At 38.1% G+C, this 19,183-nt stretch carries 15 protein-coding genes; 14 read left to right on the top strand and 1 reads right to left on the bottom strand.

The window, feature by feature from the left end; translation table 11 throughout:
• The first annotated feature begins 101 nt into the window (after positions 1 to 101).
• Positions 102 to 944 (top strand): helix-turn-helix domain-containing protein, encoded by an 843-nt coding sequence (locus CP368_RS06225; protein ID WP_255405090.1) that lies wholly within the window; start codon positions 102 to 104, stop codon positions 942 to 944.
• A 718-nt stretch (positions 945 to 1,662) separates the two neighbouring features.
• On the opposite strand, the gene thiD is transcribed toward CP368_RS06225, so the two are convergent.
• Positions 1,663 to 2,478 carry a bifunctional hydroxymethylpyrimidine kinase/phosphomethylpyrimidine kinase gene (thiD, locus tag CP368_RS06210; protein ID WP_068813503.1) on the bottom strand — a complete coding sequence of 272 codons (816 nt, stop codon included), beginning with the start codon at positions 2,476 to 2,478 and terminating at the stop codon, positions 1,663 to 1,665.
• A 124-nt stretch (positions 2,479 to 2,602) separates the two neighbouring features.
• Here thiD and glpK point away from each other — a divergent pair, with 124 nt between their 5' ends.
• From glpK to CP368_RS06145, 13 genes are all read left to right on the top strand, one after another.
• On the top strand, positions 2,603 to 4,102 hold the full coding sequence (gene glpK, locus CP368_RS06205) for a glycerol kinase GlpK (protein ID WP_098037194.1): 1,500 nt from the start codon (positions 2,603 to 2,605) through the stop codon (positions 4,100 to 4,102).
• A gap of 55 nt (positions 4,103 to 4,157) precedes the next feature.
• Complete coding sequence (locus CP368_RS06200) at positions 4,158 to 4,931, top strand: tyrosine-protein phosphatase (RefSeq protein ID WP_098045860.1); 774 nt, start codon at positions 4,158 to 4,160, stop codon at positions 4,929 to 4,931.
• A 7-nt stretch (positions 4,932 to 4,938) separates the two neighbouring features.
• Positions 4,939 to 5,889, top strand: a complete 951-nt coding sequence (locus CP368_RS06195; protein WP_098045859.1) for a LacI family DNA-binding transcriptional regulator — start codon at positions 4,939 to 4,941, stop codon at positions 5,887 to 5,889.
• 133 nt (positions 5,890 to 6,022) lie between these two features.
• The gene (locus tag CP368_RS06190) at positions 6,023 to 7,201 is read left to right on the top strand and encodes an acetate/propionate family kinase (RefSeq protein ID WP_087176600.1); all 1,179 of its coding nucleotides are present in this window, start codon (positions 6,023 to 6,025) and stop codon (positions 7,199 to 7,201) included.
• 120 nt (positions 7,202 to 7,321) lie between these two features.
• A complete protein-coding gene (locus CP368_RS06185; protein WP_098045858.1) occupies positions 7,322 to 8,983 on the top strand; it encodes an alpha-glucosidase in 1,662 nt (553 codons plus the stop codon).
• A gap of 3 nt (positions 8,984 to 8,986) precedes the next feature.
• The gene (locus CP368_RS06180) at positions 8,987 to 10,708 is read left to right on the top strand and encodes a glycoside hydrolase family 13 protein (RefSeq protein ID WP_098044199.1); all 1,722 of its coding nucleotides are present in this window, start codon (positions 8,987 to 8,989) and stop codon (positions 10,706 to 10,708) included.
• Positions 10,709 to 10,881: 173 nt separating this feature from the next.
• Positions 10,882 to 13,146 carry a glycoside hydrolase family 65 protein gene (locus tag CP368_RS06175; protein ID WP_098045857.1) on the top strand — a complete coding sequence of 755 codons (2,265 nt, stop codon included), beginning with the start codon at positions 10,882 to 10,884 and terminating at the stop codon, positions 13,144 to 13,146.
• Positions 13,139 to 13,801: a beta-phosphoglucomutase gene (pgmB, locus tag CP368_RS06170; protein WP_098045856.1), complete on the top strand. Its 663-nt coding sequence runs from the start codon at positions 13,139 to 13,141 to the stop codon at positions 13,799 to 13,801. The genes CP368_RS06175 and pgmB overlap by 8 nt, the downstream gene beginning before the upstream one ends.
• Before the next feature lie 22 nt (positions 13,802 to 13,823).
• Positions 13,824 to 14,930: an ABC transporter ATP-binding protein gene (locus CP368_RS06165; protein WP_098045855.1), complete on the top strand. Its 1,107-nt coding sequence runs from the start codon at positions 13,824 to 13,826 to the stop codon at positions 14,928 to 14,930.
• 90 nt (positions 14,931 to 15,020) lie between these two features.
• Positions 15,021 to 16,247, top strand: a complete 1,227-nt coding sequence (locus CP368_RS06160; RefSeq protein WP_098045854.1) for an extracellular solute-binding protein — start codon at positions 15,021 to 15,023, stop codon at positions 16,245 to 16,247.
• A 78-nt stretch (positions 16,248 to 16,325) separates the two neighbouring features.
• Complete coding sequence (locus CP368_RS06155; protein ID WP_098044203.1) at positions 16,326 to 17,684, top strand: carbohydrate ABC transporter permease; 1,359 nt, start codon at positions 16,326 to 16,328, stop codon at positions 17,682 to 17,684.
• Positions 17,685 to 17,686: 2 nt separating this feature from the next.
• Positions 17,687 to 18,544 carry a sugar ABC transporter permease gene (locus tag CP368_RS06150; RefSeq protein WP_025006263.1) on the top strand — a complete coding sequence of 286 codons (858 nt, stop codon included), beginning with the start codon at positions 17,687 to 17,689 and terminating at the stop codon, positions 18,542 to 18,544.
• 114 nt (positions 18,545 to 18,658) lie between these two features.
• Positions 18,659 to 19,183: helix-turn-helix domain-containing protein (locus CP368_RS06145; protein ID WP_143468305.1), on the top strand; the 525-nt coding region annotated here is incomplete at its 3' end.

Genomic DNA, 19,183 nt, shown 5'->3' with positions numbered 1-19,183 from the left:
ACTTCTAAATTGAAATATCGGAATACTAGCGTAGACGTTGGTAAGAGAAATGGAAAGCACGAATAGTCCAAAATGTATGAAAATAAAACATAGTCATACATTTGCTTACATTTTTTATAGCAGAAGCACTACGCAAAGAAAGAATAAAATTAGGACTAACACAGGATCAAATGTGTGCTGGGATCCTTAGTCGTCCTTTTTACGCAAGGATTGAAAGTGGCAAAAATCGCATAAATGCGGAGAGCTTATTTAAAATATTGCTTGAGCATCAAGTTGATCTAGTAGAGTTTTGTGATCTTATTCAAGATGATTATACGTCAGAAGAACGAAAAGTTGAGAAGCAATTTGAATTTAAAATGAATCTAGCAGTTAGTGCAAAAGATACTGAAGCTTTGGATAAGTATTGTCAGCAGATAATGAATTCATCTAATAATGAGGTTTTGAAGTTGCGAGCATTAATTACTTCGGCATATTTTAAGGGTGAAACTGACAAGATTGATGTAGAAATCAGGACGAAGATAAAAGCTGAGTTTGATGGAGGGAATAATTGGCTTGAGCGACCAGACCTACTGCGATTATTGGCTAATACGATGCCGATGTGGCCACAAGACGAATTGGACTTTTTAATTGGGCGCTTGCTTGATTTTGCAAAAAAATCTGAGCTTTCAGAGTTAACGACTGAAAGATATTTAAGATTGCTAGAAAATTATCTGGTGGTTTGTTACGACAGAAAGGTTCATAAGAAAACTACACATTTTGATCATATTGATGACGCGATGGAATATATTATTGATGCTACTGAGTCGTTTCACTTGATGATTTATAGAATTGAAGTGTTTTATATGAAAGCATTATTTTTAGATCAAATGGACAAAGCAAAAGAGATTAAACAAGAGCTTAGGAAAATAGGATATGGAAATATGATTGCCAATTGGCTTGAGTAAGACTTTGTAACAAATATGATACAAAGTCAATCGCAGGAGAACTTACATGATTTAAAATAATAGTTGAAGACTTAGATGGAAGGAAAAACTTAAGTTAATGCAAGTCGACGTTGCTTCCATTGTAACTACAGTAGTAATCCTAATTGCTGTTACAATAATTATTATGAAAAAAGAAAGTAAAATATCTGGAATAGCAATTATTACTGTTGGTGTGGTATTTCTAATAGATTCATGCTTTCTTAGATATAAACCAGTTATGCAACTAGTAGTATTATCGATCTTTTTTATTATGCTTGGTATATTTTGGATCATTAAGAGCTATAAGAAATAAGTAAATCCAAAAATTAATGGAAATCGAATATATGATTTAGAAGAAACAAGGTAAAATAAATTGCGTGAATCATTACTAAGTCCCAAACTTTATCAAGCTCTAAAATACATTTTAGCTGTAACACTGATAATAATCTTAATCTTACCATTACCAGCAATTAATCAGAAAAAGATCAATTACTGGCTGGTAGGATCATATTGTCTAGTCCTGGGCGATTGGTTAGCTACTTGGATGCAACATCATCATATTCATTGGGTTATTAGCATAATCATGGGATACGTAATAGCGTTCATTATTTGTGTAATACTGTATCTCTACACAGCAATGATTTAATTGAAAACAGACATAAAAACACCGAAGTTCAAAATCTGAGCTTCGGTATTTTTTCTATCTATTTTCTTCCTGTGCAGCCAAGTGATTGATCGGACCCCATTTTGAACCAACATCAATTGGGTGAGAAATTGCAGCGTAAGTAAAGTCCTTACCAATTTTTATAGCATCAATTACAGACTTTCCCTTAGCTAATTCTGCCGCAATAACTGCGGAGAGAGTATCACCTGTGCCATTCACGCGATCAGTCTTAAAGAAAGGCTTGGTAAATTCGTGAAATGCGCCATCTTCAGTCAACAAAATATCAGTTACTTCAGTCTGATTATCTGAGTCATGACGTCCCTTCATCAAGACATTTTTAGCACCCATCTCTTGTAGCTTTTTAGCGCCTGCGTGAATTTCTTCCTTATTATTTAGCTTCAAGCCAGTTAGCTTTTGTTGTTCATAAAAGTTAGGCGTAATTACATCGGCTAGCGGCAATAATCTGCCTAAGAAGGTCTGGTAGGCATCATCGTCAAGTAGGGTGGCACCGTGCTTAGTGATGATGACGGGATCAAGCACGATTTTACCCATGTCGTATTTTTCAAGATTATCGGCAACGCAATCGATAATTTCCTTGTTAGCCAGCATCCCTGTCTTAGTCGCATTAATCTTGAAGTCGTCGTTTAACACATCGAATTGCTTTTGGATAAAATCAAGCGGCATAATTTGTTGGGCAAAAATTCCTTTTGTATTACCAGCTACAGCCGCGGTCATCAGCCCCATGCCATAAACGCCCCGTGCATAGAATGAATGCAAATCTGCTGGCATTCCTGCACTACCATCACTATCGTTACCCGCAATTGTTACCGCAATTTTTTGATTTTTTTCCATTAAAATGCCCTCCTTAAAAAATCCTTATAAAAATTATACCGTATCTATTACATTAACTGCTAGAATCTGCATTAGAAAAACAGTAATATTATAAGAAAGCGCTTTTGCAGAAAAGAGAATAACTATGACAGAAAAATATATTTTAGCAATCGATGAAGGAACCACCTCTACTAGAGCAATTATTTTTGACCATGATGGACGTGAAGTTGCTTCTGCCCAAAAAGAATTTCACCAATATTTCCCAGAACCTGGCTGGGTTGAACATGACGCTAATAAAATCTGGATGGCGGTCCAAACAACAATTGCCAATGCTTTTATTAATTCGGGCATTTGGCCTAATCAAATTGCCGCAATTGGCATTACCAACCAACGTGAAACGACCGTTGTTTGGGACAAGGATACAGGTGAGCCAATTTATCATGCAATCGTTTGGCAGTCACGGCAGACAACAGAATTAGCTGAAAAATTAAAAAAAGAAGGCTATAGTGATGAAATTCGTCAAAAAACAGGCTTAATTATTGACCCATACTTCAGTGCAACTAAGATTCGCTGGATTCTTGATCATGTACCTGGCGCGCAAGAAAAAGCTGAACAGGGAAAGTTGCTTTTTGGCACGATTGATAGTTGGCTAGTTTGGAAGTTAACTGATGGTGCTAAACACGTGACTGATTACACTAATGCTTCACGGACCATGCTGTTTAATATTCACACGCTCAAGTGGGATGACGATATTTTGCATTTGCTCAATATTCCTAAGCAAATGTTGCCTGAGGTGCGCTCGAATTCAGAGATTTATGGTGAAACAGCGTCATATATGTTCTTTGGTGGACAAGTGCCAATTGCTGGGATGGCCGGTGACCAACAGGCAGCCTTATTTGGTCAACTAGCTTTGAAACCAGGAATGGTGAAAAACACATATGGCACCGGTGCCTTTATTGTGATGAACACAGGGGACAAGCCAACAGACTCTAACAATAATCTGTTAACGACCATTGGTTATAGCATTAATGGTAAGATTACTTATGCTTTAGAAGGATCAATCTTTGTGGCTGGTAGTGCAATTCAATGGCTACGCGATTCGATGAAGTTGATTAAGCATGCACCGGATTCTGAACAGGCAGCTTACGAATCAACTTCTGAAAATGAAGTTTATGTTGTGCCAGCATTTACGGGGCTGGGTGCACCTTATTGGGATGCGGAAGCGCGAGGATCAATTTTCGGTGTTACACGTGGAACAACAGATAAGGATATTATCAAAGCCACGTTGCAATCCCTTGCTTATCAAACTCGTGATGTTGTTGATACGATGCAAAAAGACTCTGGTATTAAGATCCCGAACCTGCGAGTTGATGGCGGCGCAAGTAACAACAACTATTTAATGCAGTTCCAGGCAGATATTTTAAATATCAAGATCGAACGGGCTAAAACGCTAGAAACTACTAGTTTGGGCGCCGCATTTTTGGCAGGTCTTGCCGTTGATTATTGGAAAAATACGGATGAGTTAAAGCATATTTTCAAGATTGGGCAAGCCTTTGAGCCTAAGATGCATGAAGCAGAAAGAAATAAACTATATTCAGGCTGGCAGCGTGCAATCAAGGCAACGCAAGTTTTTGCACATGATTAGCGATGTATAATAAAATATAATATATTAATACTTTTGCAAAGAAAGGGTAAGCAAAATGGAGCATGATAGAATACTTGCTTTAGATGGACCGCTTAATTTTAGAGATATCGGCGGTTATAAGAATGATAAAGGTCAACATGTAAAGTGGAATAAAATATATCGTTCTGATTCGCTTAGCTCTTTATCTGATGAAGATGAGCAAAAGCTAGCTGATCGCCGGATTACAGTTGATATCGATTTACGTTCAAAGTATGAGCAAAACGCAGCTCCAGATAGGCAATGGCCTAATGTGCGTTACGTGGATGCGCATATTTATTCTGAAAACCGTAAGGAAAACAAGGGTGACAATAAGCTTTACCGCTTTATTCACCATATCCCCGACATGGGTGACAATTTCCTAGGTAAAATTTACCAGCAGGTTCTACTTAACTCACACAGCCAAGAAGAATTTGCCAAAATTTTTGCGGAATTAATTGAACTCCCCGAAGAAGATGCTCTTGTCTATCACTGCAGTGCCGGCAAAGACCGTACCGGTATGACATCAGCCTTGATTTTGACTGCTCTTGGCGTAGATGATGATACGATTGCACAAGATTATCTGTTGACCAATGAACTTTACGATTTTGCCGTTTCCAAGCAATATCCTGATGAAAATCAAATTGCTAAGCTTGTTTCAAAGATGAATTTAACTAAAGGTGAAGGACCAGCTATCCGCGGCATTACCGAAACTATCCGTAAAGGGTGGGGCAGTTTTGATAACTTCTTCAAAAAAGAGCTTGGTTTTAGTCAAAAAGATCTAGATAGATTTAGAAAGATGTACTTAGAATAGGAATAAAATGACAACTTTATCTGATGTAGCTAAAGAAGCAAACGTCTCCAAAATGACGGTATCACGGGTAATCAACCACCCTGAACAAGTAACGCCAGAATTGCGTGCCATGGTTGAAAAGGCGATGGAGTCTTTAAACTATCATCCAAATTCTATCGCGCAGGCTTTAGTCAATAATCGTTCTAACGTGGTTAAATTTGTTACTCTGGAAGATATCGATACAACAGAACCTTATTACATGAACCTGCTATTCGGCTTTGCCCGTGGTTTGAACTCCAAGCAATATGCGATGCAACTGGTAACGGATCCTGATCAGATTGAAAAGGGCCGTGCTGATGGTTATTTGATCACTGGTGCCCGTAACAAAAACTACGACATGTTTGATAAGCTAGATAAGCCATTCGTTTTATTTGGTGAAAATCACCGCGGCTATGATTTCGTTGATAGCGATAATCAAACTGCCGAGAAGATGGCAACACAGTATGCATTGGATCGCTTATATAAGCGCATTATTTTTATCGGAATTGATATTAAAGAGCCATTTGAGTATTCGCGTGAAGCTGGTTATATCAACACTTTGCAACAACACCAGCTTATTCCACAGATTTACCGTGTAGCTAACCACAGTCATGCCGCCCAAGATGTGATTCATGAGCATTTTAAAGGGTTTAAAAAAGATACTTGTTTTGTCTGTGCTAGTGATCGAATTGCGGTAGGCGTTGTCCGGCAGCTGCAAGCTGAGGGCGCTCGGATTCCGGAAGATTTTGGTGTGATTGGCTTTGACGGTGTCTTTTTGGACCAAGTTTCTAATCCTAAGTTAACTACAATTAAGCAGCCTATTTTTAAGATGGGTGAAATGCTAGCAAGTATGTTATTGCAAAAAATTGCTCAATCTGGTTCCCCACAAGGTGAAGTTATGCTTAAGCCAGAATTGATTAGACGAGAGACTACTAGATAATAAAATCGCATTGATTTTCACATCGATGTGATTTTTTAATTTCAAAATTTTTCCATCTCTGCAATGAAAGCGCTATACTTAAAAATAAGAGATAAGTTATAGATACATCGAATAAAACAGAGGTCACGATATTATGAAAAAAGTTTTAGCAATCAATTCTGGTAGTTCTTCTTTTAAATATAAGCTCTTTTCTTTTCCTAGCGAAGAAGTAATTGCAAAAGGCGGAGCAGAACGTGTAGGTATGCCAAATTCGATTTTTAAAATAAAATTGGCTAACGGTAACGAATATATTAAAAATATGTCGATTCCTACGCAAAGGGATGCAGTAAGCTTATTGATTGACTGTTTAAAGAAATATCATGTTGTAGAGAAATTAAGTGAAATTAAAGGAGTAGGGCACCGAATCGTTAACGGTGGAGAAGTATTTCCTAATTCTGTAGTCATTGATAATCATAATTTACACAAACTTGAACGGATTGCTCAATTAGCACCTTTGCATAATGGTCCTGAAACAGAAGGAATTAAAGCTTTTATGAGTATTCTGCCTAACGTTCGACAGGTTGCCGTTTTTGATACGGCATATCACCACACTCTTGATGCTGTTCATTATTTATATTCTATTCCGTACAAGTATTATAAGGATTACGCAGTGCGTAAATATGGTGCACATGGCACTTCTGTACGTTATGTTGCCCCTCGTGCCGCTAAGATGATGCATAAAAATATTAACATCGCTCGTTTAATTGTTTGCCATTTAGGATCAGGTTCATCAATCACTGCAGTTAAGAATGGCAAATCATATGATACTTCGATGGGCTTTAGTCCATTAACTGGGGTGACGATGGGGACTCGAAGCGGTGACTTTGATCCATCGGCTTTGCAATACTTGATGCATAAGACTGGTATGGATATTGATCAAGCAATTGATATGTTGAATCAAGAATCAGGGTTGTTAGGTATTTCAGGCGTTTCATCAGATATGCGTGATTTGATTGAAAGTGATGAACCAAGAGCCAAGTTAGCTCGTCGTATTTACATTAATCGGGTAGTTCGCTATGTTGGTGCTTATGCTGCAGAAATGGATGGTGTAGACGGTATTGTCTTTACGGCCGGTATTGGTGAACATGATCCCGGAATTCGTGCAGGCATTATGTCTTCTTTGAAATATTTAGGCTTAAAGGCTGACTTTGAAGCTAACAGAACTGATGGTGAAAAATTTATTTCAAAGCCAGATTCTAAAGTTAAAGCTTTGATTGTACCAACTAATGAGGAAGTAATGATCGCTCGTGAAGTCATTAAACTTACGAGATAATAAATAATAATTAAAAGATAAAGCATATCGCAAGATATGCTTTTTTGATACCGGTAACATCTCTATACATATTGAAAACGGTTTCTTATATCAACTAAACTATGCATGGAGGAAAAAATTATGGCATATTGGTATGATCACGCAATTATTTATCAAATTTATCCTAAGTCTTTTCAAGATAGTAATGATGACGGTATTGGCGACCTAAATGGTATTCGGAAGAGAATACCATACTTGCAAAATTTAGGGGTTAATGCCGTTTGGCTTAATCCTATTTTTGTTTCACCACAAGTAGATAATGGCTATGATGTTTCAAACTATTTTGCTATTGATCCACATATGGGAACAATGGAAGACATGGAGAACTTAATTAAAGAACTTCATGAAGCTGGCATTCATCTTATTATGGATTTTGTCTTAAATCACACTTCAGATCAGCATCCATGGTTCCAAGATGCAATTAAGAATCCTGATAGTCTGTATCGTGATTATTACATTTTTGCAGGTCATGATGGCAAGCGCCCTAACAATTGGGGTAGTTTCTTTGGTGGCAGCGTTTGGGAGCCTGATCCAGCAGGAACTGGTCAATCATATTTCCATTTGTTTGATAAGCGTATGCCGGACCTTAATTGGCAAAATCCTGAAGTGCGCCACGCCATGCTTGAAGTAGCTGAATTTTGGCTAAAAAAGGGGATTGATGGTCTGCGGCTTGATGCGTTTATTCATATTGGCAAAGCAGATTTGAGACAAAATTATCCTAATAAAGTTGGTGATGACAAACCGGTTATTGCCGAACCATTTTTTGCCAACTTGCCTCAAGTTCAGGAATGGATGCGGCCGTTTTGTGAAAAGATTAAGCAAGATTATCCAGACGCCTTGCTATTAGGCGAAGCTGCAAGTGCAAGCGTAAATTTGGCCGTTGATTACACTAATAAGCGTAATCATTTGATGGATAGTGTTATAACTTTTCGTTACTTTACTGATGATGAGTCAAAAGTAGATAAGCGCTATCCTGAGCAATATCAACCTAAGGGTATTGATTTTACGGCCTTTAAGCAAAATCAAGTTGTTTGGCAACAGACCTTAGCAGGTGTTTCTCAGCCAACTCTTTACTGGAATAATCATGACATGGCTAGACTGGCTACCAGAGTGGCGAAGACGCCAACCCAAGCTAAAAGTTTGGCTATCTTGATGTATTTGCAGCACGGGATTCCAGTTATCTATTATGGCGAAGAATTAGGCTTAAAGAATTTGCATTTTACTAGTGTTGATCAATTTGAAGATCAGACGGTGGCACCATGGATTAAAAAAGCAGAACAGGCAGGTATCAGTAGAGAAGATGCAATGACGATGGTAAGTGAAACGCATAAGTTGCCAGCTCGCGGTCCAATGCCGTGGAATGACACTAAAAATTATGGTTTTACTGAAGGAACTCCTTGGATTAACGGGATTGTTGAAAAACATGTTTCAGTTGCTAGTGAAGTAAATTCAGATATTAGCATGTTTACTTTTTATAAAAAGATGATCGCCCTTAAAAAAGAAAGCTTATTCCAAGATGGCGACTACTATATGCTTCCAACTGATAAAAATAGTTATATTTACCAGCGTGATTTAAGCGATGAGAGTGCAATCGTGGCAGTTTCATTAAGCAATGAAAAGATTACAGTAGAGATTCCACAAGGATATACGGAAGAAAAATTAAAAGCAGGAGAATATCAATTAACTAACGGGAAATTAACTTTGATGCCTTATGCAGGTGTTGTGTTGAAAAAGGAGAATTAAAACATGCAATTAGCAGCATTAAAACACAGAACTGAAAGTGAAGACAGCTTTGTAATTGATGCGACTCATGTTCGTGTTCGTTTTCATAGCGCAAAGAATGATATTGAAAAAGTTATTGTGCATTATTGCGATAACTATTTACCATTGAACCAAGCTAAAACCATTGAAATGACTAAGATTGGTGAAGGTCAAGTTGAGGATCACTGGGGAGCTACCCTTGAAGCACCATTTCACCGTTTAAAGTATACTTTTGAAGTAATTGGTAGCGATGGCACCAGCGTTGTTGTAGGTGACAGAGCAATCAGCAGCGATGTAGAGACAGCCTTAATGGAAGATGGCTCATATTTTAAGGTTCCATATTGCCATGATATTGATATGGTTAAAACACCGGAATGGGTTAGACATACCGTGTGGTATCAGATTTTCCCAGAACGCTTTGCCAATGGTGATAAATCTAATGATCCTAAAAATGTGAAGCCTTGGAATCCCGAAGATCATCCTGGTCGAGAAGACTTTTATGGTGGTGACTTGCAAGGGGTATTAGACCATTTGGATTATTTGAAAAAACTTGGAGTAAATGGCTTATACTTCTGTCCTGTTTTTAAAGCAAGCTCCAACCATAAATATGACACGATTGATTATTTGCAAATCGATCCAGAATTTGGTGATAAAGACTTGTTTGCCAAAGTAGTTAATGAGGCCCATGCACGTGGCATGAAAGTCATGCTGGATGCGGTATTTAACCACTTAGGTGATCAATCAATGCAGTGGCAAGACGTGGTTAAAAATGGTCCAAGTTCTCGTTTTGCTAACTGGTTCCACATTAATGAGTATCCAGTTGAACCGTACCATGATCCATTGCAAGGTGAAGGAAATCCGCAGTTTGATACTTTCGCATTTGAAAAGCACATGCCTAAATTAAATACTGCTAACCCTGAAGTACAAGATTTCTTGCTTGAGATAGCTACGTACTGGGTGAAGTATTTTGATATTGATGCTTGGCGCTTGGATGTTGCCAACGAGGTAGATCATCATTTCTGGAAGAAGTTCCATAAGGCAGTAACTGATATCAAGCCAGACTTTTACATTGTTGGTGAAGTTTGGCACTCAGCTCGTCCATGGCTTAATGGGGATGAATTTACTGGCGTTATGAATTATCCATATACTTTGCAAATTGAAGATCATTTCTTTAAGCATAAATTGACGGCTGATCAAATGACTAAGCGTTTAACTGATCAACTCATGAAGTATCGTGATTCAACTAATGCAGCGATGATGAATATGCTTGATTCACATGATACTGCCAGAATTTTAACAGTGGCTAATGGCGACCAAGACTTGGCTTTGCAGGCATTAACCTTTGAATTTGTGCAAAAAGGCAGTCCATGTATTTACTACGGTACTGAAATGGGAATGACAGGTGGCAATGATCCAGATTGTCGTAAACCAATGGATTGGTCAAAGGAAGATGGTCCTGTTTGGCAAAGAGTTCATGAATTGATTAAGTTCCGTTTAGATCATGATGAAACCTTCGGTAAAGGGACAATTAAGTTACATGTAACAGAAAATGGCCTGATTGAGGTAGATAGAAACGGAATGGAATCTGTTAAAGCGTACTTTAACACCACGGATCATGATGTAAAAATTGATTGTAAAAATTCATTTAGTCAAGATTATCAAAATGGAGTATTAGCTCCAAAAGGCTTTGTAATCACGGTTGATTAAAAATTACTTTTAATAAGTGTACGAAAAGAGGATAGATTAAGAACTATCTTCTTTTTTTATTAACAAATTCTGATACCGGTAACAATGGTTTTGATATTGTAAACCGCTTTCAATTTAAGGATAATGAAAGCGTAAACAAAAGAGCACTTAATTTTGTGGGAGATATAAAGTATATGAAACGAATTTTTGAAATTGATCCTTGGAAGGTCATTACTCATAATTTCGATCCAGAAAATAAACGATTACAGGAAAGCATGACTGCAATCGGTAATGATTATATGGGTATGAGAGGAAACTTTGAAGAAGGCTATTCTGGTGATAGCTTACAAGGTACATATCTTGCAGGTGTTTGGTTCCCAGATAAGACTCGTGTGGGTTGGTGGAAGAACGGATATCCTAAATATTTCGGTAAAACACCTAACGCACCAAGCTTTATTGGCATTGGCATTACCATTAATGGTGAAAAACTAGACTTAGCCAAAGTCAAATTTGATGACTTTGAATTATCTCTTGATATGCATCAAGGCCTTCTTACAAGAAGTTTTATTTACGAAGGAAAAGATGCCAAAGTTAAATTTGAATTTAAGCGTTTCCTTCATATCGTTCAAAAAGAAGCTGCTCTGATTCAAGTAAAGGCTACAGTGCTTGAAGGTCACGCTAAGATTGATTTTGATTCTACATTAGATGGCACAGTTGTTAATGAAGATAGTAACTATGATGAACGTTTCTGGTTGCCACTAGGTGAAGATGAAAAAGCTAGAACAATTCAAGTCAAGACTAAAGAAAATCCTTATGATGTTCCTCAATTCACTGTTTTGCTTAAGCAAAGCTTGCGTCACAACGGTGAAATTGTTCAAGGCGATGTCTCAACTGAAAGTGCGAAGTTAAGTGAAAAGCTATCAGTTGAATTAGCTGAAAATGAAAGTTATGAACTTGAAAAAGATGTCATTGTAGTAACTAGCCGTGACGTTAAGGATCAAGATCAAGCCGATGTAGCAAATGACTTGATGAAGAAACTTCAATCTAAGTCATTTGACGAAAACTTAGCTGATCATGAAGCTGTATGGAAGAAGCGTTGGGACAAATCAGATGTTGTTATTGCAGGTGATGATGCCGCTCAACAAGGTATTCGCTTTAACATTTGTCAATTGTTTATGACTTACTACGGTGAAGATGAACGCTTAAACGTAGGTCCTAAAGGCTTTACCGGTGAAAAATACGGTGGTGCTACTTACTGGGACACAGAAGCTTACATCGTTCCAATGTACTTATGTGTAACTGATCCAAGCGTTACAAGAGCACTTCTTCAATATCGTCACGATCAATTACCAGGTGCTTACCACAACGCTAAAGAGCAAGGCTTACCAGGTGCATTGTTCCCAATGGTTACATTTAACGGAATTGAATGTCACAACGAATGGGAAATTACTTTTGAAGAAATTCACCGTAACGCAGACATTCCACACGCAATCGCTATGTACACTGATTACACTGGTGATGATAGTTACGTTAAGAACGAAGGTATGGACGTCTTAGTTGGAACTGCTAGATTCTGGGCAGCCAGAGTTCACTGGTCCAAGTGGCGTAACAAGTACGTTATGCACGGTGTAACCGGTCCTAACGAATACGAAAACAACGTTAACAACAACTGGTTCACTAACACCATGGCAAGATGGCTTCTGCAATACACATTGAAGCGTTTGCCACTTGCTACAAAGGAAGCTCAAGAAAGAGTACACGTCACTGAAGAAGAAAAAGAAAAGTGGCAAGACATCGTTGATAAGATGTACCTTCCAGAAGATAAGGAACGCGGCATCTTCTTACAACAAGATGATTTCTTAGACAAAGACATTCGTCCAGTTAGTGAAATTGAAGATCAACGTCCAATTAACCAACACTGGTCATGGGACAAGATCTTGAGATCACCATTTATTAAACAAGCCGATGTTTTACAAGGTATCTACTTCTTAAATGATCAATACACCAAGGAAGAAAAGGAAAAGAACTTCGACTTCTATGAACCATTAACAGTTCACGAAAGTTCACTGTCACCATGTATTCACTCAATTTTGGCTGCAGAACTTGGCAAGCAAAAGAAGGCCGTTGAGCTTTATGAAAGAACTGCTCGCTTAGACCTTGATAACTATAACAACGATACGGTTGATGGTTTGCACATCACCTCAATGAGTGGTTCATGGCTTGCAATTGTTCAAGGTTTCGCAGGCATGCGTTACGATCACAACGAATTGAAGTTCAACCCATTTGTTCCTGAAGGTTGGGATCACTACAGCTTCAAGATCAACTACCGTGGTCGCTTGATCAAAGTTTATGTTGATCATGAAGGAACTAAGCTTACTTTGCTTAAGGGTGAAGATATTGATGTATTAGTTCACGATAAGAAAGTTACTCTTAAAGAAGGTGAAACTACAAATGCTTAAAGGATTGTTATTCGATTTAGATGGTGTTTTAACTAACTCAGCTAAGTTTCACTTAACAGCTTGGAACAACTTGGCAAAAGAATTAGGCATTACTTTAAACGATGCTCAACTTGATAGCTTGCGTGGTATTTCAAGAATGGATTCATTGGAATTGATTCTGAAATATGGTGGTCAAGAAGATAAATATACTGAAGCTGAAAAAGAAAAATTCGCTGCAGAAAAGAATTCCAAGTTCGTTGAGCAAGTTGAAACAATGACACCAAAGGATATCTTGCCAGGAATTCCAGAACTTTTGGCAGATGCTAAAAAGCAAAACTTAAAGATGGTAATTGCTTCTGCTTCAAAGAATGCACCAAAGATTTTAACTAGATTGGGTATCATGGATGAATTTGATGGGATCGTTGATCCAGCAACTCTTCACCATGGTAAGCCAGATCCGGAAATCTACATTAAGGCGCAAGAAATTGCCGGCTTAAAGGCAGACGAAGTAATCAGCTTTGAAGATGCCAAGGCTGGTGTTGAAGCAATCAAGGCTGCTCATCAATTTGCAGTTGGTATTGGTGATAAGGAACTTTTAAAAGAAGCTGACTACATCGTACCAACAACTGCAGATTTGAAACTTAGTGAGATTGAAAAAGTTTTTAATGAAAAATAAAAGTTAGAGAGTAGGGAAAACAATGGTTGAGGTTGATTTAAACCATATTTACAAAAAGTATCAAGGTAATGATAGATATTCTGTAAATGACTTTGACTTACATATTAAAGATAAGGAATTCATCGTTTTCGTTGGTCCATCAGGTTGTGGTAAGTCAACTACATTAAGAATGGTTGCTGGTTTGGAAGACATCAGTAAAGGTACTTTGGAAATTGATCACAAGGTAATGAATGATGTCGCTCCAAAGGATAGACACATTGCGATGGTTTTCCAGAACTACGCTTTGTATCCACATATGACTATTTACGACAACATGGCTTTCGGACTTAAGCTTCGTCACACGCCTAAGGCTGAAATCGATGAAAAAGTTAAGAAAGCCGCTAAGATGTTGGGCCTTGAAGAATATTTGGATAAAAAACCAGGTGCTTTATCAGGTGGTCAACGTCAGCGTGTAGCCTTAGGACGTGCAATCGTTCGTGCAGCTCCTATTTTCTTAATGGACGAACCATTATCAAACTTGGATGCGAAATTACGTGTAACGATGCGTACCGAAATTGCTAAGCTTCACCAAGAGTTGGGTACTACAACTATTTATGTTACTCACGACCAGACTGAAGCTATGACCTTGGCCGACAGAGTTGTTGTTATGTCTGTTGGTCGAGTAGAGCAAATCGGTTCACCACTTGAGGTTTACAACAAGCCAGTTAACATGTTCGTTGCTGGATTCATTGGTTCCCCTCAAATGAACTTCTTCAATGTTCACTACAAGGATGGCCGTATTTCAGACGGTAAAGGTTTGAACATCGGTATCCCTGAAGGTAAAGCAAAGATGCTCAACGAAAAGGGCTACAACGATAAAGATTTAGTCTTCGGTATTCGTCCAGAAGACATCCACTCAGAAGAAGCATTTATGGAAACTTGGCCAGATTCAGTAATTGAATCAAAGGTTGTTGTTTCAGAACTTTTGGGTGCAACCATTCAACTTCACCAAGAAGTCGATGGTACTGAATTTACTGCTATTGTAAATTCACGTGATTATCACGAGCCAGGTGATATGGTCAAGATGGGCTTCGATGTTAACAAAGCTCACTTCTTTGACAAAGATACCACCAAGGCAATCGTTAACTAATTTAACTTATTAAAGCTTACAACCATAAGTAGCAAAGGCTACTGTTGTTAAGAATTATTTATTGTTTTGATTTTTTTAGGAGGAAAAGTTATGAAAATTTGGAAGAAAATGGCTTTAGGTAGTGCCGCTGTTCTTGCAGCAATGTCACTTGCAGCATGTTCAAACGGTTCATCAGATTCATCAAGTAGTAATAACTCTAGCTCAAAGAAAGCTAACTTAACTCTTTGGGTAGATACTGAACAAGTTCCTTACTACAAGCAAATTGCTAAGGACTTTACTAAGAAGAATAAGAACATCAAGGTTCGTGTTGTTCAAAGTCCTAACGGTTCAGCTAACGCTAAGACTGACGTTGGTAAGGACCCATCAAAGGCTGCCGATGTATTCGAAGTTCCTAACGACCAATTAGGTCAAATGGCTGAAGCTGGTTACATTAACCCACTTTCACCTTCAGCAACTAAAGACATTAAGGCTAACTACATTAACGTTGCATCAAAGGGTGTAACTTGGAAGGGCAAGATTTACGCATTCCCATACGCACAACAAGCTCAAACCATTTACTACAATAAGTCTAAGCTTTCTGCAAACGACGTTAAGGACTGGAAGACTTTAACTTCTAAGGGTGTTGTAGCTACTGACTTTACTAACGCATACGTAATGTGGCCAGTAATGTTCTCAGCAGGTACAAAGCTTTACGGTGACAACGGTGAAGACCTTAAGGGTTCAACATTTAACTCAACTAACGGTGTAAACGCATTGAAGTGGTACGCAGCTCAAAAGAACAACAAGGGCGTAATGCAAACTTCAAACGCTTTGAACCAATTAAAGAAGGGTAACGCACAAGCTATTCTTGATGGTCCATGGAATGCAGCTAACATTAAGAAGATCTTGGGCAAGAACTTCGCAGTTGCTAAGTATCCTAAGATTGACGTTGGTGGTAAGAACGTACAAATGGAAGCATTCCTTGGTATCGAAGGCTTCGCAGTTAACTCACACACCAAGAATGCTAAGGCCGCTTCAGATTTAGCTGCTTACATCACTAACAAGAAAGCTCAATTAATTGCCCACAAGGAAGCTGGTCAAATTCCTGTACTTAAGGCTGCTGTAAACTCAAGCGCTGTTAAGAGTGACCCAGTTGCTGAATCTGTAATTGAAATGGCTAAGCCAGGTAACTCAGTATTGCAACCAATGCTTCCACAAATGGCAACATTCTGGAACGAAGCAGCTCCACTTATCAGTGGTACTTACGACGGCAAGATCAAGCCAGCACAATACAAGGCAAAGCTTGCTAAGTTGCAAAAAGATATTTCTAAGAAATAATTTTAAATAGTATTTCTTAAAGCATAAGCAAAGGTTGGCCGTTAATTCCAACCTTTTTGCCTAAGAAGGGGAGAAGTTATGTTTCTAAAGAAAAAGCATGTAGCTCCTAAAGCAACATATCGCGAAGTATGGTCTAAAGGCGATATTGCTACCAAGTTATCATTCTTCATTATGGGTAGTAACGCCTTGGCAAACAAACAATGGGTAAAAGGTATTTCATTCTTACTTTCAGAAATTATCTTTATTGTTTGGTTTATCCTCAGTGGTATCCCTACTTTAAATTCATTAGCTACATTAGGTACTATTAAAACCAAAAAAGTTGTTTATGATGCCGCACAAGGCGTTTATGTAACCAAGCAACCATCAAACTCAGTTTTGATTTTGTTATTCGGTGTATTGGCCTTGATCTTATGTGTAGCAATCATTTATCTATACATTGTCAACTTACGCTCAACTAGACATAATTATATTTTGAAGCGTGATGGGGACCATATTCCAACTAACGTTGAAGAACTTAAGAGTTTGCTTGATACTCGGTTACACGCAACCTTGATGGTTATTCCATTATTGGGTATCCTATTCTTCACAGTTTTGCCAACAGTCTTCATGATTTCAATGGCATTTACTAACTATGATCGTCAGCACCCAATCGCCTTTTCTTGGACAGGGTTCCAAGCATTCGGTAATGTGTTGAGTGGTGACTTAGCTGGTACTTTCTTCCCAGTATTGGGCTGGACCTTGATTTGGGCCGTAGCTGCAACTGCTACTACTTTCTTCTTTGGTGTTTTGCTTGCAATGTTGATTGAATCCAAAGGCATTAAGTATAAGGCCTTTTGGAGAACAGTCTTTGTAATTATTTGGGCTGTTCCTCAATTCGTTTCACTTTTGATGATGGCTCAGTTCTTAGACTACCAAGGTGCTTTGAACAACATTTTGATGAACTTACACTGGATTAGTTCGCCAATTCACTTCATTGATAACCAAGCTTCTCCATTAGTAGCTAGAATCACCGTTATCCTTGTTAATATGTGGATCGGTATCCCAGTTTCAATGTTGGTTTCAACTGCAATTATTCAAAACTTGCCAGAAGATCAAATTGAAGCTGCCAAGATCGATGGTGCCAACGCTGCACAAATTTTCCGCTCAATCACTTTCCCACAAATTCTATTCGTTATGGCACCTTCACTTATTCAACAATTCATTGGTAACATCAACAACTTCAACGTTATCTTCTTGCTGACGGGTGGTGCACCAATGAACAGTAAGTATAACGGAGCCGGGTCGACTGACTTGCTGGTAACGTGGCTGTATAACTTGACGTTCGGTCAGGAACAGCGTTATAACGCGTCAGCTGTACTAGGTATCTTAATCTTCATTATTAGTGCGGTCGTCTCGCTGATTGCATATCGCCACACTAACGCTTATAAGGAGGGCTAGACATGAAGTCATATTCAAATCAAAGACGGCTCTCATTAATCTTTCGGTATATCCTCTTAGCATTACTTGCTATTATCTGGATTTTACCAATTGTGTGGATCGTCTTAGCAAGTTTTTCATACAATGATACTGGATTCGTTTCGACCTTCTGGCCAGAACAATTCACGTTGCAGAACTATGTTGGTATTTTTACTAATCCGCAATACCCATTCGGTAACTGGATCATTAACACATTAATTGTTTCTCTTCTCTCGATGGTTATTTCGACATTCTTAACTATTTCAGTTGCCTATGTTCTGTCACGACTTCGCTTTAAGTTTAGAAAACCATTTTTGCAAATTGCTTTGGTTTTAGGGATGTTCCCAGGCTTCATGTCTATGATCGCTTTGTACTACATCTTAAAAGGCTTGAACATGTTAAACCTCTTCGGTTTGTTACTTGTTTATGTTGGTGGTGCCGGACTTGGCTTCTACGTTGCTAAAGGTTTCTTTGATACTATTCCTAGATCAATTGACGAAGCTGCTGAAATTGATGGTGCTACTAAGTGGCAAGTGTTCTTACACATTGGTTTGCCACTTTCAAAGCCAATGATCGTTTACACCGCTTTGACTGCATTCATCGCTCCATGGACAGACTTCATTTTCTCAGGTATTATTCTTTCAACTTCAGGAAATGCTAAGACTTATACTGTCGCTTATGGTTTGTACAACATGGTGCACACAGCCAAAGGTAATGCGACTGCATACTTCGCACAATTCGTTGCAGGGTGTGTAATCATCGCGATCCCTATTACTATCTTGTTTGTCTTCATGCAGAAGTTCTACGTTAACGGAATTACTGCTGGTGCAGATAAGGGTTAAGGTAAATTTAAAATTGCTTATGCTAAAAAACGCTTTGCTTTCGGGCAAGGCGTTTTTGTATGGAGAGAAAATTAAAAAGATAGTATAGTTGAAGGTAAATTGGAGGGATGAAAGATGACTATCGGTGAAGCGTTAAAACACCAAAGAATTCGTCTAGGATTGACACAAGATGAAATGATCCAAGGAATTATTCATAAAAGTCATTATTCTAAGATTGAACGAGGAATAGAAGGAATTTCTGCAGAAAGTTTATTTAAAATCTTGTTTGCACACCATATCGATGTAGACAGTTTTTTGGAGCTAATTAAAAACGAGTATATTTCAGAAAATGAGAAAAGAGCTGAAGAACTTGAAAATAAGGTAAGGATAGCTTTTAATACCTCTGATAAAAATGAAATAGAAAATTGTTTGCAAGAAGTGCTTAAATTGCCAGGTAATAAGGTGTTTAAGTATAAAATCATTGTAGCTATAGCAGCTTTTCGAGGACAATTAGATGAATTAAGTGTAGGAATAAAAGAGGATATAATAAAAGAATTTACAAGGCATGATACTTGGTTAGGAGATATTGATGCACTAAGATTATTTGGTAACTGCATGCAAGTCTTCACTGAAAAACAATTAAATAATTGTATAAGTCAA

It is taken from the genome of Lactobacillus sp. UMNPBX17 (assembly GCF_002553735.1).
In the GTDB taxonomy this organism is placed as follows: Bacteria; Bacillota; Bacilli; order Lactobacillales; family Lactobacillaceae; genus Lactobacillus; species Lactobacillus gallinarum.
The sequence above is the reverse complement of the archived record's forward strand: the minus strand, read 5'-3'. Positions and strand labels throughout refer to the sequence as shown.

Excerpts from the sequence above, each read along its gene's own strand:
- thiD (WP_068813503.1), bottom strand. The coding sequence starts at position 2,478 with ATGGAAAAAAATCAAAAAATTGCGGTAACAATTGCGGGTAACGATAGT.
- glpK (WP_098037194.1), top strand. The coding sequence starts at position 2,603 with ATGACAGAAAAATATATTTTAGCAATCGATGAAGGAACCACCTCTACT.
- CP368_RS06200 (WP_098045860.1), top strand. The coding sequence starts at position 4,158 with ATGGAGCATGATAGAATACTTGCTTTAGATGGACCGCTTAATTTTAGA.
- CP368_RS06195 (WP_098045859.1), top strand. The coding sequence starts at position 4,939 with ATGACAACTTTATCTGATGTAGCTAAAGAAGCAAACGTCTCCAAAATG.
- CP368_RS06190 (WP_087176600.1), top strand. The coding sequence starts at position 6,023 with ATGAAAAAAGTTTTAGCAATCAATTCTGGTAGTTCTTCTTTTAAATAT.
- CP368_RS06185 (WP_098045858.1), top strand. The coding sequence starts at position 7,322 with ATGGCATATTGGTATGATCACGCAATTATTTATCAAATTTATCCTAAG.
- CP368_RS06180 (WP_098044199.1), top strand. The coding sequence starts at position 8,987 with ATGCAATTAGCAGCATTAAAACACAGAACTGAAAGTGAAGACAGCTTT.
- CP368_RS06175 (WP_098045857.1), top strand. The coding sequence starts at position 10,882 with ATGAAACGAATTTTTGAAATTGATCCTTGGAAGGTCATTACTCATAAT.
- pgmB (WP_098045856.1), top strand. The coding sequence starts at position 13,139 with ATGCTTAAAGGATTGTTATTCGATTTAGATGGTGTTTTAACTAACTCA.
- CP368_RS06165 (WP_098045855.1), top strand. The coding sequence starts at position 13,824 with ATGGTTGAGGTTGATTTAAACCATATTTACAAAAAGTATCAAGGTAAT.
- CP368_RS06160 (WP_098045854.1), top strand. The coding sequence starts at position 15,021 with ATGAAAATTTGGAAGAAAATGGCTTTAGGTAGTGCCGCTGTTCTTGCA.
- CP368_RS06155 (WP_098044203.1), top strand. The coding sequence starts at position 16,326 with ATGTTTCTAAAGAAAAAGCATGTAGCTCCTAAAGCAACATATCGCGAA.
- CP368_RS06150 (WP_025006263.1), top strand. The coding sequence starts at position 17,687 with ATGAAGTCATATTCAAATCAAAGACGGCTCTCATTAATCTTTCGGTAT.